The sequence below is a fragment of the Pseudomonas sp. P97.38 genome (assembly GCF_001269745.1).
Lineage (GTDB): Bacteria > Pseudomonadota > Gammaproteobacteria > Pseudomonadales > Pseudomonadaceae > Aquipseudomonas > Aquipseudomonas chlororaphis_E.
The window spans coordinates 93,550-120,520 of the sequence record NZ_LHVJ01000007.1; the positions used below are offsets into that span (position 1 = coordinate 93,550).

The window sequence follows — 26,971 nt, forward strand, 5'->3', positions numbered from 1 at the left end:
GTTGTCAATTATTTCCCCGGCAAACACCATCGAGTGACATCTCCACTCGCAGGGTTAAGCCGATGGGTTTTGAAATTTTCAGGAAAATGGATTGGTCCGCCTTGGTGCATGAGTACGACCTGGACGGAAAACGCCTGTTGCCTTGGGACGGTTATCCCATGCCGTTCGCCGCCGGATGGTGCGTGGTCAGGCCACACACCCGCAGCGAACCCCACGTGCAAATCGACCAGGAAATCTTCATCGCCCTCAAGGGCCAGGGCCGGCTGGTCATCGGCGATACGCATTACCTGTTCGAGGCCGGCGACATCGCCGCCATCCCCAAGCACACCAACCACTACGTCATCAACGACAGTGACGAAGACTTTCACTTCTACGTGATCTGGTGGGACAAGTTCATCGCCGGTGACTACATGAAGGCCGATATCGCTCACCTGGAGACCGAGAATGTCTAAATTCATCGTCACTATCACACCACCAACCCCCAACGGCGACTTGCACATCGGGCACCTGGCCGGCCCCTTCCTGAGTGCCGATATCTTCACCCGGACCCAGCGCCAGAAAGGCCACGACTGCGTACTGGTGTCCTACTCCGACGACTACCAGTCCTACATGTTGCGCCGGGGCCGCGAGCAAGGGCGCGAGCCGGGGCAGATCGGCGAGGAGAACACCCGCAAGATCAACCTCAGCCTGAAAATGGCCGGTATCGAAGTCGATCACTGGATGAGGTCCCTGGACAACACCTGCTTTCGCGACGCCGTGCTGGAGCTTTATCACCAGGGCGTCAACGATCGCAACATCTACCAGAAAACCGTGCTGGCGCCCTTCTGCCGGGCCTGCAACGTCTGGGGCTACGAAGCCTTCGGCCGCGGCCAGTGCAGCAGCTGCGGCCAGGACTCCGACGCCAGCCAGTGCGAAGAATGTGCCTGCGCGCCGAACTACCTGTACATGAAGAACTTCCGCTGCAAGCTCTGTGGTGGCGAACACGAGTGGGTGGAAAAGGACCACGCCTACCTGAACATCGGCAAGAATGTGCACAAGTTGCGCGCCTGGCTGGGCGACAGTGCCGTGCGCCTCAACTCGCGGGCCTTCGTGGAGCGTGAACTGGCACCCACGCCCGAGGATTGGCAAATCACCCGCCATGGCGATGCGGGCCTGGACATCGGCCAACCGCACCTGGGCAAGGTGCACACCTGGTTCATGGGCATGGCCGGGTACATCGCGGCGACCCGGGAACACTTCACGGTCAACCAGAAAACCCCGGAGCTGTTCGACAGTTTCTGGCGCAGCGACGACACGACGCTGGTGGGCTTCCTGGGTTATGACTGCCTCTACAGCCACGGGATCGCCTACCCGATCCTGTTGGCCGGCAGCCCGTACGCGAAGAAAAAACAGCGCCTCTACACCAACATGTTCCTCAAGCTCAACGGCCTGAACCTCTCCACCAGCCGTAACCACGCCATCTGGATCCGCGACCTGGTCAGCGACTACGACACCGACTCGGTCAGGCTGTACATGGCCCTGCTGGCGCCCGAGGAGCAAGAGAGCGACTTCGTCGAAACCCAATTCGTCGAATGGCACCAGACGTTCTACCAAAACACACTGGAGACGCTCACCGTCGCGGCCACGCAAGAGTCGCCGCACTTCTGGCTCGACGGCATGCAACGCAATGAACACAAGCTGTTGTGCGAGGTGTACAACCGCTGGTCCGCGGTCACCAGCGCCGACAGTTTCTCCAGCCGGAACCTGGCCGCGCTGGCGGTGGAGCTCTACGAGATGGCGTACGAGCGCCTGCAAGCGGAGCAACCGCTGTACTACCTGGTGGCGCTGGCGTCGTGTATCTGCGCTCCGATCACGCCGACCTTGTCCCGGCAGATCCAGAAGCGCTGTTCGATCAACGAGGCGTTGGTCCTGGATAACCTGATGAACGCCAACTTCCTCGATTACTCCATCTAGGACGCCTGCCATGAACAGCGACTTCGAAGTGGCCGTCATCGGTGGCGGAATCATCGGGTTGACGATCGCCGCCCTGTTGTCGGAGCGCGGCATCGACACCTTGCTGGTGGAGCGGGCCCGCTGCGGCTATGCCGGCGCGACCGCCCACACCGGCGGCATTTGCCGGGCGTTCGAGCCGAACCCGGCGTTGGCACGGATGGCCCAGGTCGTCGGGCTCAAGCCCGGCGAAACCGAAGTGGAGGCCATTCTGCGCCGCCACGAAACGGTCACCGGCGCGCTTTATCGCCTGCCCGCCGACGGCCCGCCACCCCCCAGCGCCGTGCCGTTGCGGCGGCTCTCGGCCCACGAGGCACAAACGCTCGTGGGGCGCCCCATCGCCGACAGCGGCGCGTATTACCACGAGGCCACCGCCGCGGTCAGCGATGTGCACTCGACCATGAACGGCCTGAGAACAGCGTTGCGCCAGCGCGGTTGCCTGATCGAGCGCTGCGATGTCCAGCGCCTGATGGAGCGCAACACCCACGTCGAGATCCACAGCCTGGAAACCCTTTATCGGGCACGCTGGGTGATCAACGCGGCCGGCGCCGGCAGCCCGGCGCTGAGCCTCATCGACGACAGCCAGGTGCGCACGCTTCCGTACTTCAAGTTCCGCGGCCCGTCGGCCCCCACGCTACCGTGCATCGATTTCGTCGCCGGCACTTATGCGCTGCCCCTGTCCGACACGCTGCTGCAAAGCACCACGGCCATCAGGCCGAGCCTGGAGGAAATAGAAGGCGACCGCAGGCACTTGCGCCTCATGGTCGAAGACTGTCGACAGCGGCTGCGGGGTCTGCTGGGCGAGACCGAGGAGTACTCGTTGCTGTCGATGGACCTGGCAACCGACCTGTACACCGACGACGGCTTGCCCCGGCTGGGAGCGCAGTACCCAGGCTCGCGTATCTGGCTGGCGACCGGCCTCAATGGGGTGGGCTACAAGTACGCCTACCCGATCGCATCGCGCCTCTACGAGCAGATCGCCCGAGCACGATAACACCCCCTCGTCGCACACCTTGAATCCACGTCCAGGGAGGGACAGCCATGCCCTTTTGCATCGGTATATCGGCCATTTTCGAAAGCGCCAGGACAGTGCACGCGCGCACCTTCCTCGCGGCCATCAACCACTTCATCAACACCCACGACACCACCGGGTTGACGTTCATCTTCGAAGATGACGACGCCAGCCCCGAAGGCGGTCGCCGCGCGGCCCGACGACTGATCAGCCGGGGAGCCGACGTGGTGGTCGGGCATTTCTCGTCGGACGCGGCGGCCGGCGCCCTTCCCCTCTACGAAGCCGCGGGCATTGCGGTGCTGCTCCCGGCAGCGACCAAGCAGGACCTGGTTGGCACGCTCGCCCACGCCTTTCGCCTGTGCCCTTCGGATAACGACCTGATGACGCTGCTGGCCAGGCAGTTGCTCACCCATGGCGCGAGCGCCAGCGTGCTGCTCACGCACGACTCGACCGCGCACGGTGAATCCCTGGCGCGCAGCCTCACGGCCCTTCTCGACCGCACCACCCTGCGCCTCACCACGTCGCCCGACCGCGCCGATGCGGTGGTCTATTGCGGGCGCCTGAACAACAGCATCCGCTACGTCAACGCGCTGCCGCAGCGGCTGCGCGACCGGCCGATCTACCTCACCGACGACGCGCTCTCCAGTTGGTTCATCGAGCAGACCGACGCCCTGGACAGCCTCGGCATCGTTGGCCTGGCAACCGCCGGCGTCGGGTTGGCCGCCGGCGAAACCTATTACCAGGAAAGCCTGGCGGCCTTGCAGATCGCCAGCGCCCTGAGGCAGGGCGGGCCGATGCTCGACGCCCTGCGCACCACCACCTTCGCCACCGTCATGGGCGATGTGCAGTTCCGTGACGGCGAGAACCGCTTTACCCGAGCCGCCCTCTGGAAAGTCCGCAATCAACGTTTCGTCCCATTCACTTTTGCTTGATCACAGGTGCCTCATGCAGGGAACTCCCGACTACTACGAAATGATCAATATCGGCTTCGGCCCCGCTGGCATTGCCCTGGCGTGCGCGCTCGAAGAAGCCCCCCATCGACCACTGGAAACGGGTCAATGCCTGTTCCTGGAAAAACATTCCAACTGCGCCTGGCACCCGGAATTCCTGCTCGATGGCACCGACATCAATCACCACCTGTTGCGCGATCTCGTGACCCCGCGCAACCCACAGAGCCGGCACTCGTTCGCCATGTACCTGAAGGAGCACGGCCGGCTCTATCAGTTCGGCCTCCTGGGTCGTCCCGCCAGTCGCAACGAGTGGTCCGACTACGTCGCCTGGGTCGGCCAGGCGTTTGCCGCACACGTGCATTATGAGGAGGAGGTCCGGGAGATTCGGCCGGTCATGGAAGACGGCGAGATCAAGCTGCTGCGGGTCATGACTTCCAAGGGCCAGTACCTGACGCGCAACCTGGTGCTCTCCAGTGGCAGCACCCCCAACATCCCCCGGCAGTTTGCCCAGCTCGACAGCGCCCGGATCATCCACACCTCGCGCTACCTCAGCAGCCTGCAGCACCTTGACCGCCAGGGCGCCTGGTCCTTTGCCGTAATCGGTTCCGGGCAGAGCGCAGGCGAGTCCATCGTCGACTTATTGAACCGTTTCCCGAACGCCCGGGTCACCTCGATCCATCGCAGCAGCGGATTCAAGATCGCCCAGTTGGGACAGTTCCCGAACCAGGCCTTCCACCCCGAGCGGGTGGCGTACTTCCACAAGCTGGGCCAGGCGGAAAAAGCGATGATCCTCGAAGAGGTCAAGTCCACCAACTACTCGGGCATCGACGTCGACGAAAGCCAGGCGTTGTACTCGCTGTTCTACGAAGGCCTGGTCAGCAACAAGCCGCGGCTGGCGTTGAAGATCTTCACCCAGGTCGAATCGGCTTCGCCCACTGAATCCGGAGTCACCCTGGACCTGTGCGACCCCTACACCCAGGAACACAGCAGCCTTGACGCCGACTACGTCATCCTGGGAACAGGCTACCAGCAGGACTACATCCCTTCGCTCCTGTCCCAACTGCAACCCTGGCTGAGCCTGGGCAGCGACAACGGCGTGCGGGTGGAACAGAACTACAAGCTGACGACCACTGCGTCGTTCCAGCCCGCGATTTTCGTCAATGGCCTTTCCGAACGCTCCCACGGCATCGGCGAGGGCCAGTCCTTTTCCCTGCTGGCGATGCGCGCCGGCATCCTGACCCATTCCCTGTTCTGAATGCCCGAAGGTGTCGACATGTATAACGCTTCCTCCGATATCGTGTTTGACAACGTATTCCTGACCATCAAGGGCCTGGGTATCCGTTGCGCCTTGAAACTCGACTACTTCAACGCCGCCGGCTCGATCAAGATGAAGACGGCCCTGGGGCTGGTCTTGAGCCTGGAACAACAGGGGCTGATCAACCGCAATACCACGCTGATCGAATCGTCCTCCGGCAACCTGGGCGTGGCCTTGAGCATGATCTGCGCCGAGCGCAAGTACCGGTTCGTCTGCGTGTGCGACCCGAACATTTCCCAGTCCAACCTGAAGTTGATGATGGCCCTGGGCACGCGGATCGTTCAGGTGGACACCAAGGACTCCAACGGCGGCTACCTGGGCACCCGCATCGCCTACGTCCGGCAGACAATCGCCGCCGACCCGAACTGCCTCTGGCTCAACCAGTACTCGAACCCGGCCAATCCGCAGACCCACGCCCGCACCACCGCCAGCTCGATCTTCAACAGCTTCACCCGGGTCAATTACCTGTTCGTGGGCGCCGGAACCACCGGCACGCTGATGGGGTGCATCGACTTCTTCAAGAAGTACAGCCCCTACACCAAGATCGTCGCGGTGGACAGCCTCGGCTCCGTGACATTTGGCGGGCCGGCGGGGAAACGCCACATCCCCGGCCTGGGGTCCAGCCAGATGCCACCGCTGTTCCGCGCCGACGACCTGTACGCCATGGAGAGCATCAAGGAGGTCGACACCATCCGAATGTGCCGCTACATGGCCAGGGAAAACGGCCTGCTGTTCGGCGGCTCCACCGGCACCGTCCTGGCCGGCGTCATGGCCTGGAAGGACCGCATCCATCCCGACGCCACCGTCGTGGCCATCTCCCCGGATGCCGGCGAGCGCTACCTGGACACGATCTACAACGACGACTGGGTGCGCGCCCGCTTCCCGGACTACGACTTCACCCGCATCCGTCCCGACATCCTTGCCAGCGATAAGGAATACGCCCATGCATGACGCCACGCACTCGACCACCCCCCACCTGCATGTCGTGAAAGGCAGCACCGTTCGCGAGGTTCTCAGGCAGTTTCCCGACCTGGCCCAGGACACGGTACGGGAGACCTACCTGCAGCATCATCGCGGCGCCACCGAGAACCCGGACAGCTATTTCCTGCGGTTCAAGGACAGCCCGGCAGACCGGATCATCGCCCTGCCCGCCGCCTGCATGGACGGTGCGGACAAGGTCGCCGGGATCAAATGGATCGCGAGTTTTCCCGGCAACACACGGCACAACCTACAGCGAGCGTCGGCCACGCTGATTCTCAATGACCTGGCCACCGGCTATCCCATCGCATTGCTGGAAGCGTCGATCATCAGCGCCGTGCGCACGGCCGCTTCGGCGGTCTTGGCCACCCATTGCCTGCTGGGCCAACGCAGCGAGATCCCGCGGTTGTCGTTCGTCGGTGCCGGGGTCATTTCCCGCACGATCCTGGAGCAATTTCGCGTCTCGCGCTGGGCCATCGGCGAAGTCCTGATCCACGACACCGACGCCGATTCCGCCCAGGCGTTCAGGACCCACGCCCTCGCGCTGGGGTTCAACTGCCGCGTGCTCGACACGCTTGAGCAGGCGCTGGAAAACGACGTCGTGGTGCTCGCCACGAATGCCGCGCAGCCCTATATCGACGAGCGCTATGCCTTCAAGGCCGGGACCGTGCTGCTCAACATCTCCCTGCGCGACCTGGCGCCCAGCCAGATCCTCGGCGCGTTCAACGTGACCGATGACATCGAACACTGCCTCAAGGCCAACACCTCGCTGCACCTGACGGAACAACAGGTCGGCCATCGCGACTTCATCCACGGCACCCTCGCACAACTGGTGCTCGGCGAGCGCAACCCCGACCCGTCCCGGCCGATGATCTTTTCCCCGTTTGGCCTGGGCGTGCTCGACGTGGCACTGGGCAAGAAAATCTTCGACATCGCACAGGCGCAACAGCAAAGCGTGCCGGTGACCGATTTTTTTGAATCCACCCTCCGCTGGAGTTGAAACCATGCGCATTGCAATCATAGGGATGGGTGCCACCGGCCTGCTGGCCCTGGCCAAGACCTTTTCCATGGCCAAGCGTCACCCCAACATGTCCGTGATCGTCCACGCCTTCGACGCCCAGGCTCCGGGCCAGGGGGTGCATCGCTGCGACCAGGCGGACTACCTGCGCCTCAACACGGTGGCCGGCCAGCTCTCCATGTTCGAGGACGACGACTTTACCCTGTTCCCCCGGCATACCTTCCGGCCCTCGCTCTATGAGTGGGTCGCCCACCTGCACCCGGAGGCCATCAGTGGCGAACAGGATCGCTTCGCCTTCCTGCCCCGCCGGTACCTGGGCCTGTACCTGCAGTGGTACTTCACCCGGCTGCTGGAGCACATTCCCATCAACGTGCGCCTGGAGACGTCGTGCCGCCTGATCCGCGGCGTCGAAGAAGAGCCGGACGGACGCTTCAGGCTGCTCGCATCGCCCATCGTAAGCGGTGCCTACGACACCTTGCTGCTGTGCACCGGGCACGGTGTGCTGCCGAGCGGGACCCACGCCGCCCCCTTTATCCGGCCCTACCCGCTTCCGGCGAGCCTGGAAGACATCGCCAGCGATTCGAGCGTGGCGGTCCAGGGTGTCGGGTTGACCGCCATGGACGTGGTGGCGGCGTTGACCACGGGCCGTGGCGGGGTCTTCGAGCACACCGCCGACGGCCTGGACTACCGGCCCTCCGGCCAGGAACCACGTATCAGCCTGTACAGCAACTCCGGCATGCCCTACCGCGCCAGGCCGGAGGTGGACGATACGGTCATCCGCTATCAGCCGCTGCTGCTGACGCACGCGGCGATCGACCGACTCAGAGACCAGACCCCGGGGCGAAGACTCGATTTCGAGAAAGACCTGCTCCCGTTGCTCTATCAGGAGATGACGGCCGCGTACTACTGCGCCTGCGCCGGTCAGGACGAGCGCAACGCGTATCGCTACCAGGAACGTTACCAACAGGTCTGGGAGCAGGTGCAAACGGCCCAGGCCACCGGAACCCTATCGGCCACCTTTGATCGCCTGGCCAGCGAATACGGGCCCTACACGCCCCAGGACATCCTGACCTGCACGCCACCTCCCCACCTGACGGCCGACACGTACCCGCAGTGGTTCGTCAGCCAGCTCCAGGAGGACGTGCACGCCAGTGCCTTGGGCTGCCGGCGCAGCCCGCTGAAGAAGTCACTGGAAATCTGGCGCGACCTGCGCAATCAGTTATGCCACGCCATCGATCATCGGGGCCTGACCCCGGCGTCCCACCAGGCCTTTTTCACGCGGTATTGCCCGCTGATCAATCGGCTGGTGGCCGGCCCACAAAAAGAACGGCATGCAGAATTGATTGCCTTGATACAAAGTGGGGTGGTCGAGCTGCTGCCAGGCTATGCAGCCGCCGAGCATTACAATCCCGATACACAGACATTCACTGTCACGCTGGAAAAGCCCGACTACCAGCAGTTTAAGTTCGAGCACCTGATAAAAGCCAACCTCAGTACCCAGGCCACCCAGCGTGAGCTGCACACCCTGCTCAGTGCCATAACCGAGCAACCGTCGAGCTATTCTCCGCTGGCTTATGGCGACTTTTCGTCCGCCCACCACCCGGAATTCGTGCACGCGTATTTGCGTGAGCGGATTTATATATTCGGGCCGGTCCTGGAAGGTTCCAGTTATTACAATCACTACGTACCTTCCAATGCCCCTTCACGCATTTCAGCGGCACTTGACAAGAGCCTGAGCAATGCCGTCAACCATTTCAACCACCGCTTCAGTGAAATATTTTAAATATTCAGTTTCCTCTATCGCAAAACATAGAGGTTTTTAACACGCTTGCAACAGGCCTTCCTTTGAGATTAGCGTACGGAAACTTCGCCACTCTCATCCAGGCCCACCAGACTTTGGCGCCAGATATCTAACAACCGCTACCGGGGGACCCGGCGCACCACAACAGAGCAACGACACGCCATTAGAAAGGGACTCTCAATGCTGACTTCATTCAACACTTCCTGACCCCACGGACGTTCCTTTTCGAGTCATACCTTATCGCCCCGCTCACCCCTCTTGGAAGGTGGAGGGAGAAGTCATGCCTCGACATAACGGTACTTCTGATTAGCAGCACGGAACACGCCCCGGCTAAATTAAAACAAGGACTGAACGATGAGCCGATCAATGCCATTATCATCGCTCCATATATTTGTCGAGGTTTGCAAACACAACAGTATGAAAAAAACAGCTGACATACTCTGCGTTACCCCAGGCGCTATCAGTCAACAAATAAAAAGCCTCGAAGACCGAATGTCCGTCAAGCTGTTTGAACGCTCTCACCGAGAGATTAGCCTGACCAGTGCCGGAAGAAACTTGATGGATCAACTCGCCGTGTCTTTCAACAATATCGAAGCTGTCTGGGAAGACTTCGAATCGTTCAGAACCCGTTCCGCCCGACTGTCAGTCAATACCACCCTGTCCTTTGCCAGCGCCTGGCTGATCCCGCGACTCACCCGGTTTCAACAACGTTGGCCCGACATCGAAATCAACTTGTCGACCTCCCATTACCCGGCGGATTTACGCCGCGATGGCATCGACGTGGCCATTCGTCATGGCCAGGGCGTGCATCCGGGCCATCACAGCGAAAAACTGTGGACACCCAAGACCCTGCCCATCGGCAACCCGGCGTTGCTCAAGACAGGCCGACGAATAGAACAACCGGCCGATTGCCTGCACTACCCGCTACTTCAGGACGCCAGCCGCTCGAACTGGAAGCTCTGGCTCAAGGCCCACGGCATCGAAGACAGCCGCTCGCGGCGCGGTAGCAGCTTCACCGATGAGCAACTGTTGATTGACGCGGCCATCGCGGGCCAGGGGCTGGCCCTGGTCAGCGACGTCTATGCCCGGCCGGCGATCAAGGCCGGGCATGTGGTACCGGTCTTTGCGGCGTCAACCCATACCGAAATGGCTTACTACCTGATCAGCACGCTGGAACAGGCAGACGATTGGAAGATCAACATTTTCGCCAACTGGATAAAGGCCGAAGTCAGCCTGTTCCTGAAAGTCAGCGAGTCATCCGCACAATCCCGGCAACCCGATTACGCGTGTGACTGACGCGCCGACACGGGACAATCATTCCGTGGTGGTGAGCTGTCAGGATGACAGCTTCTCGAACGCAGGGACCAGGGTCAGACCAGTCGAGCACCGCCATCGACGTTGAGCACGGCACCGTTCATGAACGTGTTGCCCATCAAGAACACCACCGCCTCGCCGGCTTCTGCCGACGTGCAATGCGCTTAAGCGGCAGCCCCTGCTCCAGGGACGCCACGTAAGCGTCACGACCTTCGCCCAACGCCTTGCTGAAAATCGGTGTGTCGATCGGACCGGGCGACAGCGTGTTGACGCGTTACGCTCGGGCAGCCACGGGCCTGTCAGTCACGGGGGGGGGACAGCGCTGGACTGCAACCGCCCCACAGGTGTCCCGTCAGAGCATGAAGCGGTTGATGAACGTCAGCAGCGCCCGAGTGAACAGGTGCAAAGACAGAGGATCCAGGTGCGCACTCATGTCCATCCCTCAAGTCGCAACGTGGCACGGACCAGGCGTTGCTCTTCGCTTTCGATTTCCCTGAGGTTGTCGCAGATGCTCTGGATATGCGCGACGGCGGCTTTGCGCGCCTGCTCGGGAAGCCGCCCGGTGACCGCGTTGTAGAGCCTTGCGTGCTGGCGATCGATCTGCCGTTTCTGCGGCTCGCGGTGGTAGAGGTTGTTGACCGAGGCGAACACCGTGCTGAGCAGTAGGTCCGTCAACGAGCGCAAGGTCTGCACCAACACCGGATTGTGCGACGCCTCGCAGATCGCCAGGTGAAACGCGTGGTCGAGCCGGGCGTGTTCGGAGGGCTCCAGTGAACGCGCGTGGGCATCGAGCAGCGCCTCGTAGCTGCGGGTGATCAGGACGAAATCGGCCTTTGTGCCGCGCAAGGCGGCCAGGCGGGCGGATTCGCCTTCGAGCAGGCTGCGGACCTCGAACAGGTCGTACAGCGTGCGTGGTTGTGAGCTGAACAGGTGCATCAGCGGCGACGCGACGCTGTTGCCCGACAGGTCGGCGACGAATGAGCCCTTGCCCTGCAAGGTCTCGATGATCCCGCGGGCGCGCAACAGCTTCAGGCCTTCACGCAGCGCAGTGCGCGAAACACCGAGTTTTTCTGTCAGGCGACGCTCCGATGGCAGTAACTGCCCCGTCTTGAGCACGCCGTCCACGATCAAGCGCTCGATGCGCTCGCACACCACATCGGCCACTTGAAGCGCGTGACGGCTCCGGGTGTCGTCCATTCAGCCTCCCACTGGTATGACCAGCCAAGCCAGGGATCTCAAGCATGCAGCCCATGCCATTCAACTGATTGTTTTTAGATGGCTTTTGATCCTTCGCAAAAAGATGGCCGGGTAAAAACTGGTTCGACCATCCACGCAAGCCATAGACAGTAGATCGCCTCGGTCCAATCATGCAAGTCAGCTACACCCGGAACCTGACTGCCCATAACAACAACGAGTGTCGTCAGCCGACTATGAACATTCTCTACGATGAACGCGTGGACGGCGTGCTGCCCGAGGTGGATAAAGCCGTGCTGCTGCAAGCCTTGCAGGCGCGCTTGCCGGCGCTTGAGATCCTGCACCGGCGCGAGGAACTCATGCCCTACGAATGCGATGGGCTGTCGGCCTATCGCACCACGCCCCTGCTGGTGGTGCTGCCCCGTCATGTCGACGAAGTCCAGGGTGTGTTAGCGCTGTGTCACGAAAGACGGGTGCCCGTCGTCGCCCGGGGGGCCGGGACCGGTTTGTCGGGCGGCGCCCTGCCGCTGGAAAAAGGCGTGTTGCTGGTCATGGCGCGCTTCAACCATATCCTGCACGTCGACCCGGCCGCCCGCACCGCCCGCGTGCAGCCTGGGGTGCGCAACCTGGCGATTTCCCAGGCCGCCGCGCCGTTTGGCCTGTACTACGCGCCTGACCCGTCCTCGCAGATCGCCTGCTCGATCGGCGGCAACGTCGCCGAAAATGCCGGTGGCGTGCATTGCCTCAAATATGGCCTGACCGTGCACAACCTGCTCAAGGTCGAGATCCTCACTGTCGAGGGCGAACGGCTGACCCTGGGCAGTGATGCGCTCGATTCGCCGGGGCTCGACCTGCTGGCGTTGTTCACCGGTTCCGAGGGCATGCTCGGGGTGATCACCGAGGTCACGGTCAAGTTGCTGCCCAAGCCCCAGACCGCGAAGGTCTTGCTGGCGGCGTTCGACTCGGTCGAAAAAGCCGGGCGCGCGGTGGCGGACATCATTGCCGCGGGCATCATCCCCGGTGGCCTGGAGATGATGGACAACCTGGCGATCCGCGCCGCCGAAGACTTCATCCACGCCGGTTACCCGGTGGAGGCCGAGGCCATCCTGTTGTGCGAACTCGACGGCGTCGAAGCGGATGTCCACGAGGACTGCGACCGCGTGCGCCAGGTGCTGGAACAGGCCGGCGCCACCGAAGTGCGCCAGGCCCGCGACGAGGCCGAACGCGTGCGTTTCTGGGCCGGGCGCAAGAACGCGTTTCCGGCCGTGGGCCGTCTCTCGCCGGACTACTACTGCATGGACGGGACGATCCCGCGCCGGGAACTGCCCGGCGTGTTGCAGGCGATTGCCGCCCTGTCGGCCGAATACGGCCTGCGGGTGGCCAACGTGTTCCATGCCGGTGACGGCAACATGCACCCGCTGATCCTGTTCGATGCCAACCAGGCGGGCGAGCTCGATCGCGCCGAAGCCCTGGGGGGCAAGATCCTCGAGCTGTGCGTGAAGGTCGGCGGCAGCATCACCGGTGAGCACGGGGTGGGCCGCGAGAAAATCAACCAGATGTGCGCGCAGTTCAACAGCGACGAATTGACGGTGTTCCATGCCGTCAAGGCCGCCTTCGACCCCACCGGCCTGCTCAACCCCGGCAAGAACATCCCGACGCTGCACCGTTGTGCCGAGTTTGGCGCCATGCACGTGCACCTGGGGCAGTTGCCCTTCCCTGAACTGGAGCGTTTCTGATGCACAGCGCACTCGACAGGGACGCCAGCGACACGTTGCTCGAACAGGTCAACCAGGCGCTGGAAAACGCCACCGCGTTGCGGATCCAGGGCGGCAACAGCAAGGCCTTCCTGGGACGCCCGGTCACGGGTGAACCCTTGGACACCCGCTTGCACCGGGGCATCGTCAGCTATGACCCGACGGAACTGGTGGTGACCGTCCGTTGCGGCACGCCCTTGCAGGTCTTGTCCGAGGTGCTGGACGCTGCGCAGCAAATGTTGCCTTGTGAACCACCCTCGTTCGGCGACGCCACGGTCGGCGGCATGATTGCCAGCGGACTCTCCGGACCGCGTCGCCCCTGGGCCGGCTCGGTGCGGGATTTCGTCCTCGGCACCCGGGTCATCACCGGCCAGGGCAAGCTGTTGCGCTTCGGCGGCGAAGTCATGAAGAACGTCGCCGGCTACGACCTGTCGCGCCTGATGGCGGGCAGCTTCGGCACCCTCGGGGTGATCACCGAAGTGTCGCTCAAGGTGCTGCCCAAACCTCGGCAAACCTTGAGCATCAGCCTTGAGATGGACAGCCACCAAGCGTTGCAGCGCCTGGCGCAATGGGGCCAGCAACCGCTGCCGATCAGCGCCGCCTGCCACGATGGAACGCGGCTGCACCTGCGCCTCGAAGGTGGCGAAGGCTCGGTCAAAGCCGCCCGCGACCGTTTGGGCGGTGAGCGGCTGGACGGTTCATTCTGGCGAAGCCTGAACGAACAGCGCCTGGGTTTCTTCAATGAGGAGCATCCGCTGTGGCGCCTGTCCGTGCCACACAACACGCCGTGGCTGCCCTTGCCTGGCAAGCAATTGATCGACTGGGGCGGTGCCCAGCGCTGGCTCAAGTCCGGCGCCGAAGCCGTGTTCATTCGCCAGATCGTCGAAGGCGCCGGCGGCCACGTAACCTGCTACACCCATGGCCTGGTCGACAGTCCGTTCCAGCCGTTGCCAAGCGCCCTGCTGCGTTATCACCGCAACCTCAAGCAACAACTCGACCCCCGGGGCATTTTCAACCCCGCACGCCTGTACGCGGAGCTTTGAACCATGCAGACCACCTTGAGTGAAGCGGCTCGCCAACTGCCTCGCGCCGAAGAGGCCGAAAGCATCTTGCGCACGTGCGTGCACTGCGGCTTCTGCAATGCCACCTGTCCCACCTATCAGCTGCTCGGCGACGAACTGGATGGGCCGAGGGGGCGAATCTACCTGATCAAGCAAGTGCTCGAAGGCAACCCGGTCACGGCGAAGACCCAGCAGCACCTGGACCGTTGCCTGTCGTGTCGCAACTGCGAAACCACCTGCCCCTCCGGGGTCGATTACCACAACCTGCTGGACATCGGCCGCGCCGTGGTCGATGCGGCGGTGGCACGGCCGCTCGGCCAGCGCCTGCTGCGCGAGGGCCTGCGGGCGGTCGTACCCAACCCTGGTGTATTCAAGGGGCTGGTGGGCGGCGGCCGGGTGTTTCGTCCATGGCTGCCCGACACCTTGCGCGCCAAGGTGCCTCGCCACGTGCCTGTCGCCAAGCCACGACCAGTCAGCCGCCATGCCCGGCAGGTGCTCATCCTCGAAGGCTGCGTGCAACCGAGCCTGTCACCCAATACCAACGCGGCGGCGGCGCGGGTCCTGGATCGCCTGGGGATCAGTGTGACGGCCGTGGGCGAAGCCGGTTGTTGCGGTGCCGTGGACTATCACCTCGACGCCCAGGCCGCGGGCCTGGATCGTGCCCGGCGCAACATCGACGCGTGGTGGCCGAGCATCGAGAACGGTGCCGAAGCCATCGTGCAAACCGCCAGCGGTTGCGGCGCATTCATCAAGGACTACGGGCATTTGCTCGGCCACGACCCGGTCTACGCCGAAAAGGCAAAGGCAGTCAGCGCCCTGGCCAAGGACCTGGTTGAAGTGCTGCGCGAAGAACCACTGCAAACCCTGCGCGTGCACAGCGACCAGCGCCTGGCATTCCACTGCCCGTGCACCTTGCAGCACGCGCAAAAGCTGGGCGGCGCCGTCGAGGCAGTGCTGACGAAGCTCGGCTTCGAGCTCACAGAGGTCCCCGACAGCCACTTGTGTTGCGGCTCGGCGGGGACCTATTCGATCACCCAACCCGAACTGGCGAGACAACTGCGCGACAACAAACTCAACGCCCTGGAAAGCGGGCGCCCCGACGTGATCGTCACCGCCAACATCGGCTGCCAGTCCCACCTTGACGGTGCCGGCCGAACCCCGGTCCGACACTGGATCGAGTGGGTCGAAGCCGCGCTGCCTTAACCCGCCCTGGAGCCGCCCATGAAAAGCAAAACCATACTCGGCCAGAACGAAATCAGCCGGATCCTCTCGGCCGCCCGCACTGAAGCCAACCGCAACCAGTGGGCCGTCGCCATCGTGATCGTCGATGACGGCGGTCACCCGCTGGCCCTGGAACGCCTCGATGGCTGTGCGCCCATAGGCGCCTACATCGCCACTGAAAAGGCCCGCACCTCGGCCCTCGGCCGACGCGAATCCAAAGGTTATGAAGAGATGGTCAACGGTGGACGCCAGGCCTTTTTGTCCGCACCGTTGCTGACGTCACTGGAGGGCGGCGTCCCGATCATTGTCGACGGCCACGTGATCGGCGCCGTCGGCGTGTCCGGGGTCAAGGCCGAACAGGACGCCCAGGTCGCCAAGGCCGGCGCGCAGTGCCTGGGCTGAAGGGCACGCGACCCGCCTCGAGGGACCATTACCGGGCGTCCACCGCAGCGATCAACCCGCAGTGACGGTCATTCCCCCGTCAACCATGACCACCGAACCCACCATGAAACTCGCGCGGTCGGATGCGAGAAACGCGACGACTTCGGCGATTTCCTCGGGCTGCGCGGCACGCCCGATGGGGGCGGCTTCGCCGTGCCGGGCCAGGAAAGCCGGACCGTCGTCGACCACATCATCAAGGATGTGGGTGACCACGTCACCGACGCCAATGGCATTGACGCGAATGCCGTGCTCGATCACTTCCAGCGCCAGTGTGCGGCTCAGTTGGGCCAACGCCCCTTTTGACGCGGTGTAGGCGGCTATGGTGGGAAAGGCGAAATAGGCGGCATAGGACGCGATGTTGACGATGGCTCCGGCGCGGTTGGGCATCATCGCCTTGACCGCTTCGCGGCAATGCAGGAACGCCGCGGTGGCGTTGACGGCCTGGATGCGCTCCCAATCGTCGCGGGTCATGTCGATGACCAATTTGTTGATGATGATGCCGGCGTTGTTGACCAGGATGTCCAGCCGCCCGAACTGCTCGACGGCCAGGCCAACCGCGCGCTCCGCGGCGCCGTCTTCGGTGATGTCGGCCACCAGGGGCACCAGCCCGGGACGGGCGAGGTCTTCGACGGCGGGGTTGCGGTCCTCGGCCACGACCTTGGCACCACGCGCATGCAGCAACAATGCAATCGCCTTGCCGATGCCGCTGGCGGCGCCGGTGACCAGCGCGACTTTGCCTTCGACTTCGTGGGGTAGACCGTGCTTGATATCCGTCATGATGTTCTCCTGCGTTGCGAGCCGTTGAGGTATTCGCCAGCTCGGCGCCCGTGGGGCGCTGTCGTGATCGACGGTTTCACTGTCTCGCAACCGGGCGCGCCGGGCTTTCGCAGGCTTGCCTGGGCTGTCGGGGTTTTGCGCTGGCGTGAATGCCTGGCTCGGCGTCTTCTGCGTTACCCTGTCGACGCCCGCCCTCTCTGAAGGTTTGTCGATGGAGCCTGCCGTGCACCCGCCTGAACATGATGACCTGGCCGCCCATGATACGCCGCGCATCCCGGCCGAATCGATGCCGCAGCACCTGCCGGGCCCCCCGAAGGCGTTGCCTTCGCACCCGCAACTGCAGGACGTGGTAGTGCAGTTGTTCAGCCATCACAGCGTTGTCGAGCCGATACGGGTGCCGGCCGTGGTGGAGCCGCTGCTGGTGCTGGTCCTGGCCGGCCGGGCCAAGGTCGAGGAACGCGCCCTCGATGGGGCGTGGGAAGCCGCCGAGGTCGAGGCTGGCGACTTCTTCCTCACCCACACCCACGAACCCTACGAGATGCGCTGGCAAACCCTCGACTGTGACGCCTTCGAGGTGATGCACCTGTACCTCGGCCTGCCACTGATCGACCAGGCTGCCCGTGACCTGCTGGGCGAGCATTGCGCACCGGTGAGCTTTGCCGACCTCTCCGGAGCACGGGACGAACGCGTGAGCTTCATCCTCGATCAGTTGCGCGTCGAACTCATCGAGGAGCGCCAACCCAGCCCGCTGTTCGTGCACGGTCTGGCCCAGGCCCTGGCCGTACACCTGATCCGCCGCTACAGCGCCGCGCACAGCGGCCAGCGACGCCACAATGGGTTGCAGGCCTACAAGTTGCGCCGCGTCCTCACGGCGATGAACGCGTGCCTGGCCGATGACTTCCACCTTGCACACCTGGCGCGGATCGCCGACTTGAGCGAGTACCACTTCAGCCGGGTGTTCAAGCGGGCCACGGGGTTGTCGCCTTCGCAGTATTTCATCCGGCTGCGGATGAGTCGTGCCCGCCATCTGCTGCTTGAGACCGATCGCAGCATCATCGACATCGGGCTGGAGGTGGGTTATTCCAGCGCCAGCCATTTCTCCCAGGTGTTCCGTCGAGAAGTGGGCATCACGCCCAGCGCCTATCGCCAGGCGTGACAGGTACACGGGACGCATACCGGTCTGCGCATGGGCCGATTGTTCTTCGCCGTTGAATGCACATGGCAATCGCACAGGGTTTATCGCCCGGACCCAAACCGTAAAGATGCTTGCCAGCCCCCTGTCACCCGCCACCACGCGAAGGACCTGCCATGCACCTTGTACACCCAACGCGATTACGCGCCGCCCTGGCCGCCCTCAACGCCCGGGCCCTGCGCTTGGAACCGTACCTGTACGCCATGCTGCGAACTGTCTTCGCGCTCGTGCTGTTCACCCACGGACTGCCCAAGGCCCTGGGCACCGCCCACGGCTCGATGGCCGACCCCATGGCCGCGTCGATCAACCTGATCCAGAACGTGATGGGATTGCCGTTCGCCACACAGTTGGCGTTTCTGGTCATGCTGCTGGAAACAGTGGGCGCCTTAATGCTGGCGATCGGTCTGGCCACCCGCGGGGTCGCGCTGCTGATCGCCGTTCAGATGCTTGCCATCAGCTACGCGCTCGGGCCGACCTGGCCCTGGATAGACCGGGGCATCGAGTTTCCCGTGCTGATGGGATGCCTTGCGCTCTACCTCGTGGCGCGCGGCGGCGGAGCGTACTCGGCGGATGCCCACCTGCTGCGGGTTACAATCGGGCCTTCTTGTTCAAGGAAGATTCCTTGACCCACCCCATCACCACACCCGACGCCGTTCTATCCCATGACCCTATCGAGGCTTCGGGATATGCGGCGACGAAGTAGCGCCAGATGCGCGCGCCCCTACTTCGCGGTAATCACCGACAGTTTGGTGATCCCCGCCCGTTCGATCGAAGCCATCGCCCGTGCTACTTCACCGTAGTTCACCCCGTTGTCCGCCTGCAATTGCACGCGCACCTCGGGGTTCTTCGCCTTGGCCGCCTGCAGGTTGGTTTCGAGCAGATCCGCCTGGATCTCATCCTTGTCGATGAACACCTTGCCTTTGTCATCGATGCTCACCACCAGCGGGTCTTTCTGCTCCACCGGCGCCACCGACTCGGTCTTGGGCAGGTTGATCGGGATCGCGTTGGTCAGCAGCGGCGCGGTGACGATGAACACCACCAGCAGCACCAGCATGACGTCCACCAAGGGTGTGACGTTGATCTCGCTGAGCACTTCATCGCTGTCTTGTGTGGAGAAGGCCATGTCAGGAGGCCTCCTTGACAGCTTGGCCGGCGACGGTCGCCCCGGACTTGTTCAGCACCGGGTGCAGCAGCACTCGGAACGCGTGTTTTTGCGCCAGGCTGTAGAAGTCGTGGGCGAAATCATCGAGGTCGGCGGCGGCCAGCTTCAGGCGACGCAGCAAGTAGTTGTAGACCAGCACCGCCGGCACCGCGACGGCGATCCCCACACCCGTGGCAACCAGCGCCGCGCCGATCGGGCCGGCGACGGTTTCAAGGCTTGCCGAGCCCGCTGCGCTGATGCCTTTCAAGGCCGACATGATCCCCCAGACGGTGCCGAACAGGCCGATGAAGGGCGAGGTGCTGCCGACACTGGCGAGAATCGCCAGCCCGGTTTCCAGCGAGCGCCGCTCTCGCACGATCTGCTGGCGCAGGGCCCTTTCGAGCCGGTCCTGATGGTTGATCGACTGACTGAGGTCGGCATTGGCCGGGTCATTGACCTGGATCGCCGCATAACCGGCCAACGCGACACGGGCGGCGGCACCGGGCTGGCTGTGGGCAAGCTCGGCGGCGGCGTCCAGGCTCGACGCTGCCCAGAAACGCTTGTGGAAGGTTCGATCCTGCGTCTTGAGACGGGTGAACTGCACGCCCTTGAACAGGGCGAGCCCCCAGGTCACGACGGAAAAAAGGATCAACAGCCAGATGACGGCGTGTTCGGTGGATTCGAAGGGGGATGCAATCAGGTTCATGCTCGGATTCTCCAACAAGACAATGGATCGGTTTTAGCGATGCGCCTTTTGCCAGGTGGCCCGCGGTGTACGTGGTTAACTCGGGTTACTTGATCTTGAAATCGATGGGCACGCTGACCCAGCCGTCCTGGGGCACATCGCCCTGCTTGGCCGGAACAAAACTCCAGCCCTTGACCGCCGCCAACGCGGCAGCATCGAGCGGCTCGCGACCGCTGCTCTTCTGGATCTGGATTTCGCCGGGCTTGCCGTTGGCCAGCACATGCACGCGCAACAGCACCGTGCCTTCCCAGCCGCGACGCATCGCCAGCGAGGGATACTGTGGCGCCGGATTCTTCAGGTAACCGGCGCTGGCGGATGCCGGGGTCACCGGGGTGGGTGCCGGGGGAGCCGGCGGCGCGGGGGCGGCGACCGTGGGTGCTGGCGCAACGGGTGGCGGTGTGGGCGCCACGGGCTTGGCCACCGGTTTGGGCAGCGGCTTGACCACCGGTTTAGGCTTGGGCAAAGGTTTGGGCGGCGGTGGCTTCACAGCCAACTCATCCTCCACCGGCGGCGGAGGCTCGACCACTGGCGGTGGCAGCGGCGCGGGCGGTGGCGGCACCACCACCGGGGGGGCCGGCTGCGAGAACTCGATCGTCATCGGTGGAATCTGCGGGGGCACCACAGGCAGCACGGTCGAGGGCGCCTGCCTGACCCAGATAATCACCGCGCCATGCAGGACCAGCGCAAACACGCCCAGCAAGACCCCTTCGCGACGACTCAAGACTCGCTTGGGCGTGCTGTGCAGGCGCGACAACCCCAAGGGTTCGCGCAAGACCCGGCCAAGCTCGAGCAACTCGCCGCGGGGTGCCGGGCGCCTGAACACCTCCAGGGCACTTGCAGCACTCTGTACATTGCCCATTCATTGACTCCTGTGAAGATTCAAATCGAACACGTGCCTGGCCCCGGACTAACGCGCCGGCTCCGACTGCGACACGGTCAAAGGCTTGAGGGAAAACACCTGGTCATCCGTCAGCGCCTGGACATCGACACGGTGAGGGAAGATGTTTTTTTCCACGAACAGGTCATCGACTTGCTGCAAGGCCTGGACATCCTGGGGTTCGAGCAGCAACAGCGCTTCATCCCCCCAACTGCGCAGGCGTCGCGAAACCTCCAGGGGAATGTCGTTGACCTTGGCAAAGACTTGGGCGTACTCGTCGGGATGTTCCCGGGCCCAGTCGAAGGCCTTGGCGAAACGCTGTAATACGTCACTCAGCGCCTTGCGCTTGCGGGGGTCGGCCAGGACCTCGTCGGAGGCGGTGATAAAGGTCAGGCCGGTGTTGATGCCCTCGCCGCTGATCAGCACCCGGGCGCCCTGCTGCTCGGCAAACGCCTGGTAGATGCCGAAGGTGGCCCAGGCTTCGATCTGGCCAGCGTTGAAGGCGGACAAGGCATCGGTCGGCAGGACAAACCCGACCTTGACGTCCTTCTCATCGACACCTGCATTGGCCAGCGCGCGAATCAGCAGGTATTGGGCAATGCTGCCACGGGCAGACGACACCACGACGTTCCGGCCTTTCAGATCGGCAACGGTGCGAATATCCGAATCAGCTGGAACCAGGATGGCGATGCCCCTCGACTGACTGCGCCGGACCGCGACGATCCGCAGTGGCGTACCTCCGGTCGCGGCGGCGAGCACCGGTGTATCACCGGCCGGAGCCAGATCGACGGCACCGGCGCGCAGGGCTTCGAACAAGGGCGCGGCGCCCTGGAAGTTTGCCCACTGCACTTTATAGTCGATGCCCTCCAGGGCATTCGCCGCCTCGACCACGGTGCGCAAGCCCTTGGCTTGATCGCCCAGCATCAGGGTCACGCCGGACAGGTCCGTCGGTGCGGCGGATATGGATCGGGTCTCGACGGCGTCACCGCAACCGCCGAGCAGTAACGCAACGCCAGACAGCAACGCCATCGCCGATCGGCGGGCACGAATCGCCATGACAGAACACTCCGGGATCAATGAATGGAACGCTGCATCAACCATGGGCAAACCGCCGGACCGTACCCTGGCTCAGAGGACGCTCCGCCACGGCCACGGTGTCCACTTCGACACCCAGCAAGCCCAGCAGGCGCGCACGAATGTCCTGGAACCCGGCCTGGCCGGTGTCGCGTGCCCGCGGCAGGTCGATCGACAGTTGCTCGGCGATCTTGCCGTTGGCCAAGACGATGACCCGGTCGGCCAGCAGGATGGCTTCGTCCACATCGTGGGTTACCAGCAACACCGCCGGCTTGTGCTTGCGCCATAACTCGATGATCAGCCGATGCATGCGAATCCGGGTCAGGGCGTCGAGGGCCGCGAACGGTTCGTCCAGCAACAGCAACTGGGGTTCGCGGACCAACCCGCGTGCCAGTGCCACCCTTTGCGCTTCGCCGCCGGAGAGCGTCGCCGGATAGGCCTCCAGGCGATGGGCCAGGCCGACTTCCGTCAAGGCCTGCACCGCACGCGCCTTCGAATCCGGGGCGTGCAGACCGAGAATCACGTTCTTCCAGGCGCGCTTCCACGGCATCAGTCGCGGCTCCTGGAACACCGCGGCCCGCGCCTTCGGTACCCGCAGTTGGCCGCTGTCGATGCTGTCGAGCCCAGCCAGGCTGCGCAGCAAGGTGGTCTTGCCGGAACCGCTGGCGCCGAGCAGCGCGACGAACTCCCCCGGAGCAATGTCCAGGTCCAGGCCGTCGATGACCCGCTGCTGGCCGAACTGGCGCACCACATTGCGCAATTGCACCGGCACTTGCGGCTGCGTTTTTTCTACCGTGATGGTCGTCATGTCAGTTCCTCACAAAAGATGGGCGCCAGGCCAAGGCGAAGCGTTCGAGGGTGCGGATCAGCCCATCGATCAGCAGACCCAGCACGCTGTAGATCAGCAGGCAGATGACGATCACGTCGGTGCGCATGAAGTCCCGCGCATCACTGGCCAGAAAACCGATGCCGGCGGTGGTGTTGATCTGCTCGACAAACACCAGGGCCAGCCAGGAAATGCCCAGGGAGTAGCGCAGGCCGACGAAAAACGAGGGCAAGGAACCCGGCAGGATCACGTGCCAGATCAGCTCGCGACGATTCAGGCCCAGGGTATTGGCGGCCTCGATCAACTTGGGGTCGATGTTGCGGATGCCGGCAAACAGGTTCAGGTACACCGGAAACGTCGTGCCGATGACGATCAGGGCGATCTTGGTGAACTCGCCGATGCCGAACCAGAGAATGAACAGCGGCACCATGGCCAGCGAAGGAATGGTGCGCAGCATCTGCATCGGCGAATCGAGGACCACTTCGCCGCGCTTGGACAGGCCGCTGATCAGCGCCGCGACCACGCCGATCGACACACCGATGCTCAGCCCCATGAGGGCCCGTTGCAGCGAGACCCACAAATGCCTGCCCAACTCGCCCGAGGCGATCATGCTCCACAGCGTGCCGCCGATCTGCGAGGGGGCGGCGATGATTCGCGGTGGAATCAGGCCCCAGCGCGACGCCAGTTCCCATAGCAGCAGCAACACAATCGGGCTGACCAACCGCAACAACGCTTCGGGTGTACGCCAGCGGCGCAAGCCCACCGGTAGCCACCCCGCGACACCCTTCCCTGACGGGTGCAACCCCTTGACGGAAAACGCGCTGGCGCCCTGTGTCTCTAATGTCTTGTCGCCCATAGGCTTCCCTCCTCCATCGACATGGTCAATCGCGCCATGCATCCACTTTGGATTCATGCTATTCGCATAAAAAATGTCAGTGAAATTCTTTTTGGGAATAACCTAATATGATTAGAAATCAGCCACTCAAGCCGTTAGATAAATATTTTGCATAATAAAAACCCACAGGCCGCGCCGTTCGCGGCGCACGGACATCCACCCACAAAATGCATAGAACTGATACACAAGCTAAATATTGATCAATATTTTTTATAATTAACATAGAACAAATCGGCATTTCACAGCACTTCCCGGCTGCGACTACCTTTTTGTCACGGACCGACCCCTTGCCCGGTGGAGGCTTCAAACACCCCATTCATTGAAAGGACCCCCACCATGAGTATTGAATTCATCGGCTTCATCGGCGGCCACCACGCCTCGGAAATCCACCCGCGCAGCGGCCCCGTGCTGCAGCCCGCGTATGTGGAGAAAGTGGCCCGCGCCCACGAGGAGGCCGGTTTCGACCGGGCTCTTATCGCGTTCCACTCCAACAGCCCGGACAGCACGCTGATCGCGTCCCATGCCGCCAGCGTGACGACGCGACTGCAGTTCCTCATCGCCCATCGCCCGGGGTTCGCGGCCCCCACTCTGGCGGCACGCCAGTTCACCACCCTGGATGTGTTCAACGGCGGACGCACCGCCGTGCACATCATCACCGGCGGCGATGATCGAGAATTGCGTGCTGACGGCAGCCATATCGGCAAGGACGAGCGTTATGCGCGCACCGACGAGTACCTTGATGTGCTGCGCCAGGAATGGACCCGCGAGACGCCCTTCGATTACCAAGGCACGTACTACCAGGTCGAGGGCGCGCATTCCGACGTGAAGTCGCCACAGCAGCCGCATATCCCGTTGTACTTCGGCGGCTCATCGGCGGCCGCCATTGCCGTGGCCGGCAAGCACGCGGATGTCTATGCGCTGTGGGGCGAAACCTACGAACAGGTGCGCGAGGTGGTGAACCAAGTGCGCGCCGAAGCGGCCCGGCATGGTCGCAGCATTCGTTTCAGCCTGTCGTTGCGACCGATTCTGGCAGACACCGAGGAACAGGCCTGGGCACGCGCCGAACGCATTCTGCAAGAGGCAGGCGCACTGGCCGAGCGCAATGGGTTCGTGCGTCGCGAGCCACCCAATGAAGGCTCGCGACGCCTGCTGGCGGCGGCAGCACAGGGCTCGCGCCTGGACAAACGGCTGTGGACCGGCATTGCCGGCCTGCTCGGCGCGCAAGGCAATTCGACCGCCCTGGTGGGCACTGCCGAACAGGTGGCCGAAGCCCTGCTCGATTACTACGACCTGGGCATCACCACCTTCCTGATTCGCGGCTTCGACCCGCTCGAGGACGCCATCGATTATGGCAAGCGCCTGATCCCGCTGACCCGCCAATTGATCGCCGATCGCGAACGCCAGGCGGCTGAAAAGGTCGCTTGAAACACGCGCCCCCCGAAAAGCCACGGGCAGGCTGCTGAGCAGCCTGCCCGTGCGATCACTCAATCCTTATAGTCGACGTCGGTCCTTTCCAACTGCCGGATGAGCGCGTTCCAGTGCCGCGCGACACCCGGCCCGTCACCGCGCTTGAATGCTTCGGCCTGTGCCTCGACCTTGGCCACCACCTCGGCCGGAGGAAAGATCAGCTCGGCATTGCCCGCCGCCTGGGCCGCGATCTGGATGTTGCAGGCACGCTCCAGGCTTTGCAGCTGCTGGAAGGCATGCTCGACGCTGACACCCGCGGTCAACAGCCCGTGGTTGCGCAGGATCAGCACACTCTTGTCGCCCAGGTCCGCCACCAGTCGCTCGCGCTCGTCCAGGTCCAGCGCAATGCCCTCGTAACCGTGGTAAGCCACGCGCCCGGAAAAGGCGATCGAATGCTGCGAGATCGGCAACAGGCCATCGCGCTGGGCGGAAACGGCAATGCCGTCGCGGGTGTGGGTGTGCAGCACCGCTTGAAGGTCCGGGCGGGCGCCATGAATCGCACTGTGGATCACGTACCCGGCATAGTTGATGCCCAGGCCCGTCGGGTCGTCGACCAGGGTTCCGTCGATGTCGACCTTGACCAGATTGGAAGCGGTGATTTCGTCGAACAGCAACCCGAAGGCGTTGATCAGGAAATGCTCGTCAGGCCCCGGCACCCGCGCGGAAAAATGCGTGTAGATGTGGTCGGTCCACTTGAACAAGGCCGCCAGCCGGTAGGCGGCGGCCAGTTTGACACGCACTTCCCACTCTTCGGGACTGACGCGTTGGCGAACATGTTTCAAGACGCTGGATAGCGGGCTGACGCTGCTCATGGCAAAACTTCCTGGATGGCCTTAAGGATCTCCAGCAAGCCTAGGGGAAGGCCAAAAATAATAAAAAGCACATTTTAATCTAAGCTAATTATCATTTTTTTTTATTATATACAGCCTCCCCGGCAGCGTTACGCAGCGCTCTTGATCTTCTGCAACGATCCGGCGACCAGCTTGCCGAAGGCTTCCACCGGCCCTTGCAGGTTGCCGAGAAAATGCGGATAGATCAGCCACAGGTCCATCACCGGTTTGAAGTCCTTGAGTGGCATGGCCGCCAGTTGATCGAGATGGACACTGCGTTCCAACAGCGGGCGCGGCACCAGGCCAAGGCCCAGGCCATCGGCGACCAGGCCCAGTTGCAACTCGGTACCGAAGGTTTCCAGGTTGACCCGCAGGGCCAGCCCCTGGTCGGACAACGTGCGTTGCAGCCCGGCGCGGAAACCGCAGCCGTCCGGGTTGAGGATCCAGCCGTTCTGGTAGACGTCCGCCAGCTTGCTGGGGCGCTTGGGCAATTGCGCCTTCGCGCACACCACCACCAACTCCATCTTGCCGATCGACTCGCCAATGATGTTGTCGGGGAAAATTTTGCCGGCGGGAAACAACGCCGCCGCGGCGTCCAGCTCGCCGCGTTCGATCTTGCCGACCAACTGGCTGCCCCAACCTGTCGCCACCTGCGCACGCAGTTCCGGATACGCGAAGCGCAGATGCTTGAGCGCATCGAGCAGCACCACGTCGCCGATCGTTTGCGGAACGCCCAGGCGCAACAAACCGGTAGGCGGCGCATCGGTGGCGACCAGCTCGCGCAAGGCATCCATCTCCCGCAGGATCAGGCGACACTGCTCGTAGACTCGCGTGCCAATCAGGGTCGGCTTGAGCGGCTTGGTGTTGCGGTCGAACAACTCCACCCCCAGCGCCTGCTCGAAGTTCTGCACGCGCCGTGTGATCGCCGGTTGCGTGAGTTGCAACGTCTCGGCGGCATGGCTGATGGACTGACAGCGAATCACTTCGACGAAGGCGTCGATATCATCAATTTTCATTTGGCCCGCACATGGAACACAGTCGATAAAATGTTTGAAAAGCATAACCCATGGCGAAAAAGCATAGTGCCATTGCCCGTGAC

Annotated in this window: 26 protein-coding genes and 1 pseudogene; 17 read left to right on the top strand and 10 right to left on the bottom strand. The window is 63.2% G+C overall.

The window, feature by feature from the left end; all coding sequences use genetic code 11:
* Positions 1–62: 62 nt before the first annotated feature.
* The 10 genes and pseudogenes from AD664_RS00825 (at position 63) to AD664_RS00865 (ending at position 10,359) form a co-directional block, all read left to right on the top strand.
* Positions 63–452 (top strand): cupin domain-containing protein, encoded by a 390-nt coding sequence (locus tag AD664_RS00825; protein WP_047738936.1) that lies wholly within the window; start codon positions 63–65, stop codon positions 450–452.
* Positions 445–1,953, top strand: a complete 1,509-nt coding sequence (locus AD664_RS00830) for a methionine--tRNA ligase (RefSeq protein WP_053143740.1) — start codon at positions 445–447, stop codon at positions 1,951–1,953. The genes AD664_RS00825 and AD664_RS00830 overlap by 8 nt, the downstream gene beginning before the upstream one ends.
* Positions 1,954–1,963: 10 nt before the next feature.
* Positions 1,964–2,983 carry an FAD-dependent oxidoreductase gene (locus AD664_RS00835; protein ID WP_053143742.1) on the top strand — a complete coding sequence of 340 codons (1,020 nt, stop codon included), beginning with the start codon at positions 1,964–1,966 and terminating at the stop codon, positions 2,981–2,983.
* Between the two features lie 47 nt (positions 2,984–3,030).
* Entirely contained in the window at positions 3,031–3,933 is a 903-nt protein-coding gene (locus AD664_RS00840) for an ABC transporter substrate-binding protein (RefSeq protein WP_053143744.1), read from the top strand.
* Between the two features lie 13 nt (positions 3,934–3,946).
* Complete coding sequence (locus AD664_RS00845) at positions 3,947–5,206, top strand: SidA/IucD/PvdA family monooxygenase (RefSeq protein ID WP_053143746.1); 1,260 nt, start codon at positions 3,947–3,949, stop codon at positions 5,204–5,206.
* Between the two features lie 18 nt (positions 5,207–5,224).
* Complete coding sequence (sbnA, locus tag AD664_RS28065; protein ID WP_371260931.1) at positions 5,225–6,217, top strand: 2,3-diaminopropionate biosynthesis protein SbnA; 993 nt, start codon at positions 5,225–5,227, stop codon at positions 6,215–6,217.
* On the top strand, positions 6,210–7,244 hold the full coding sequence (gene sbnB, locus AD664_RS28070) for a 2,3-diaminopropionate biosynthesis protein SbnB (protein ID WP_053143750.1): 1,035 nt from the start codon (positions 6,210–6,212) through the stop codon (positions 7,242–7,244). The genes sbnA and sbnB overlap by 8 nt, the downstream gene beginning before the upstream one ends.
* A 4-nt stretch (positions 7,245–7,248) precedes the next feature.
* Positions 7,249–9,045 carry an FAD/NAD(P)-binding protein gene (locus tag AD664_RS00860; protein WP_083454109.1) on the top strand — a complete coding sequence of 599 codons (1,797 nt, stop codon included), beginning with the start codon at positions 7,249–7,251 and terminating at the stop codon, positions 9,043–9,045.
* A gap of 384 nt (positions 9,046–9,429) precedes the next feature.
* Positions 9,430–9,603, top strand: a pseudogene (locus tag AD664_RS28075) (LysR family transcriptional regulator); the annotation flags it as partial.
* 18 nt (positions 9,604–9,621) lie between these two features.
* Complete coding sequence (locus tag AD664_RS00865) at positions 9,622–10,359, top strand: LysR substrate-binding domain-containing protein (protein ID WP_234407904.1); 738 nt, start codon at positions 9,622–9,624, stop codon at positions 10,357–10,359.
* A gap of 447 nt (positions 10,360–10,806) precedes the next feature.
* Here AD664_RS00865 and glcC read toward each other — a convergent pair whose 3' ends face one another.
* Entirely contained in the window at positions 10,807–11,574 is a 768-nt protein-coding gene (gene glcC / locus AD664_RS00870; protein ID WP_053143754.1) for a transcriptional regulator GlcC, read from the bottom strand.
* A gap of 233 nt (positions 11,575–11,807) precedes the next feature.
* On the opposite strand from glcC, the gene glcD reads away from it, so the two are divergent.
* From glcD to AD664_RS00890, 4 genes are read left to right on the top strand one after another with little or no spacing between them, the layout of a single operon-like run.
* On the top strand, positions 11,808–13,307 hold the full coding sequence (glcD, locus tag AD664_RS00875) for a glycolate oxidase subunit GlcD (protein ID WP_053143756.1): 1,500 nt from the start codon (positions 11,808–11,810) through the stop codon (positions 13,305–13,307).
* Positions 13,307–14,368 carry a glycolate oxidase subunit GlcE gene (glcE, locus tag AD664_RS00880; protein ID WP_053143758.1) on the top strand — a complete coding sequence of 354 codons (1,062 nt, stop codon included), beginning with the start codon at positions 13,307–13,309 and terminating at the stop codon, positions 14,366–14,368. The genes glcD and glcE overlap by 1 nt, the downstream gene beginning before the upstream one ends.
* A gap of 3 nt (positions 14,369–14,371) precedes the next feature.
* The gene (glcF, locus tag AD664_RS00885) at positions 14,372–15,589 is read left to right on the top strand and encodes a glycolate oxidase subunit GlcF (RefSeq protein WP_053143760.1); all 1,218 of its coding nucleotides are present in this window, start codon (positions 14,372–14,374) and stop codon (positions 15,587–15,589) included.
* An 18-nt stretch (positions 15,590–15,607) separates the two neighbouring features.
* Entirely contained in the window at positions 15,608–16,009 is a 402-nt protein-coding gene (locus AD664_RS00890) for a heme-binding protein (RefSeq protein ID WP_053143763.1), read from the top strand.
* Between the two features lie 51 nt (positions 16,010–16,060).
* On the opposite strand, the gene AD664_RS00895 is transcribed toward AD664_RS00890, so the two are convergent.
* On the bottom strand, positions 16,061–16,825 hold the full coding sequence (locus tag AD664_RS00895) for an SDR family NAD(P)-dependent oxidoreductase (RefSeq protein WP_053143766.1): 765 nt from the start codon (positions 16,823–16,825) through the stop codon (positions 16,061–16,063).
* Between the two features lie 211 nt (positions 16,826–17,036).
* Here AD664_RS00895 and AD664_RS00900 point away from each other — a divergent pair, with 211 nt between their 5' ends.
* Both AD664_RS00900 and AD664_RS00905 read left to right on the top strand, forming a co-directional pair.
* The gene (locus tag AD664_RS00900) at positions 17,037–17,981 is read left to right on the top strand and encodes a helix-turn-helix domain-containing protein (protein ID WP_053143767.1); all 945 of its coding nucleotides are present in this window, start codon (positions 17,037–17,039) and stop codon (positions 17,979–17,981) included.
* Positions 17,982–18,133: 152 nt separating this feature from the next.
* A complete protein-coding gene (locus tag AD664_RS00905) occupies positions 18,134–18,643 on the top strand; it encodes a DoxX family protein (RefSeq protein WP_053143769.1) in 510 nt (169 codons plus the stop codon).
* Positions 18,644–18,738: 95 nt separating this feature from the next.
* On the opposite strand, the gene AD664_RS00910 is transcribed toward AD664_RS00905, so the two are convergent.
* The 6 genes from AD664_RS00910 to AD664_RS00935 form a co-directional block, all read right to left on the bottom strand.
* Positions 18,739–19,140, bottom strand: a complete 402-nt coding sequence (locus tag AD664_RS00910) for a biopolymer transporter ExbD (protein ID WP_042728674.1) — start codon at positions 19,138–19,140, stop codon at positions 18,739–18,741.
* A 1-nt stretch (position 19,141) separates the two neighbouring features.
* Positions 19,142–19,864 carry a MotA/TolQ/ExbB proton channel family protein gene (locus AD664_RS00915; protein WP_053143771.1) on the bottom strand — a complete coding sequence of 241 codons (723 nt, stop codon included), beginning with the start codon at positions 19,862–19,864 and terminating at the stop codon, positions 19,142–19,144.
* 85 nt (positions 19,865–19,949) lie between these two features.
* The gene (locus tag AD664_RS00920) at positions 19,950–20,762 is read right to left on the bottom strand and encodes an energy transducer TonB (RefSeq protein ID WP_053143773.1); all 813 of its coding nucleotides are present in this window, start codon (positions 20,760–20,762) and stop codon (positions 19,950–19,952) included.
* A 48-nt stretch (positions 20,763–20,810) separates the two neighbouring features.
* Positions 20,811–21,836, bottom strand: coding sequence for an ABC transporter substrate-binding protein (locus AD664_RS00925; protein WP_053143775.1), 1,026 nt, complete (start codon positions 21,834–21,836; stop codon positions 20,811–20,813).
* 37 nt (positions 21,837–21,873) lie between these two features.
* Positions 21,874–22,662 (bottom strand): ABC transporter ATP-binding protein, encoded by a 789-nt coding sequence (locus AD664_RS00930; protein ID WP_042728670.1) that lies wholly within the window; start codon positions 22,660–22,662, stop codon positions 21,874–21,876.
* A gap of 1 nt (position 22,663) precedes the next feature.
* Positions 22,664–23,536 (bottom strand): ABC transporter permease, encoded by an 873-nt coding sequence (locus AD664_RS00935; protein ID WP_047738952.1) that lies wholly within the window; start codon positions 23,534–23,536, stop codon positions 22,664–22,666.
* A gap of 375 nt (positions 23,537–23,911) precedes the next feature.
* On the opposite strand from AD664_RS00935, the gene AD664_RS00940 reads away from it, so the two are divergent.
* Positions 23,912–25,000 (top strand): LLM class flavin-dependent oxidoreductase, encoded by a 1,089-nt coding sequence (locus AD664_RS00940; RefSeq protein WP_053143777.1) that lies wholly within the window; start codon positions 23,912–23,914, stop codon positions 24,998–25,000.
* Between the two features lie 59 nt (positions 25,001–25,059).
* On the opposite strand, the gene AD664_RS00945 is transcribed toward AD664_RS00940, so the two are convergent.
* Positions 25,060–25,854, bottom strand: coding sequence for a class II aldolase/adducin family protein (locus AD664_RS00945; protein ID WP_053143779.1), 795 nt, complete (start codon positions 25,852–25,854; stop codon positions 25,060–25,062).
* A 128-nt stretch (positions 25,855–25,982) separates the two neighbouring features.
* Positions 25,983–26,888, bottom strand: coding sequence for a LysR family transcriptional regulator (locus AD664_RS00950; protein ID WP_053143781.1), 906 nt, complete (start codon positions 26,886–26,888; stop codon positions 25,983–25,985).
* Positions 26,889–26,971 lie beyond the last annotated feature (83 nt).